General features: G+C 48.9%; 1 rRNA gene. It reads right to left on the bottom strand.

The features are described 5' to 3' along the window. Window positions 1-893 (bottom strand): 23S ribosomal RNA (locus HC175_RS15385); the annotation flags it as partial.

Genomic DNA, 893 nt, shown 5'->3' with positions numbered 1-893 from the left:
GCTGAGACAGTGTCCAGATCGTTGCACCATTCGTGCAGGTCGGAACTTACCCGACAAGGAATTTCGCTACCTTAGGACCGTTATAGTTACGGCCGCCGTTTACTGGGGCTTCAATTCAATGCTTCGCCGAAGCTAACATCTCCTCTTAACCTTCCAGCACCGGGCAGGTGTCAGGCCCTATACATCATCTTTCGATTTAGCAGAGCCCTGTGTTTTTGATAAACAGTCGCCTGGACCTCTTCACTGCGGCCCATCCAATGGATGGGCGACCCTTCTTCCGAAGTTACGGGTCAATTTTGCCTAGTTCCTTAGCCATGAATCTCTCGAGCACCTTAGAATTCTCATCCCAACTACCTGTGTCGGTTTGCGGTACGGGCTGCTTTTGCTCGCTTTTCTTGGAAGTCGATATTCAGGATTATCACCGCCGCCGTAGCTTTGGTGTACTATCGGAGTGTTACCACATCCTTCAACGCACTATTCCGTCAGTGCGCACCTAATTCTCGCCTCCGTCACTTTTAACGCAAAGCAGGTACCAGAATATTAACTGGTTGTCCATCGACTACCCCTTTCGGGTTCGCCTTAGGCCCCGACTAACCCTCAGCTGATTAGCATAGCTGAGGAAACCTTAGTCTTTCGGTGTGCGGGTTTCTCGCCCGCATTATCGTTACTTATGCCTACATTTTCTTTTGTAACCGCTCCAGCATACCTCGCAGTACACCTTCTACGCTGTTACAATGCTCCCCTACCACTCTATACTAAAAGTATAAAATCCATAGCTTCGGTAGTATGTTTATGCCCGATTATTATCCATGCCGAACCGCTCGACTAGTGAGCTGTTACGCACTCTTTAAATGAATGGCTGCTTCCAAGCCAACATCCTAGCTGTCTAAGCA

Source organism: Salinimicrobium oceani (assembly GCF_012037645.1).
Note: the sequence above shows the minus strand (reverse complement) of the source record. Positions and strands in the feature narration are given on the sequence as shown.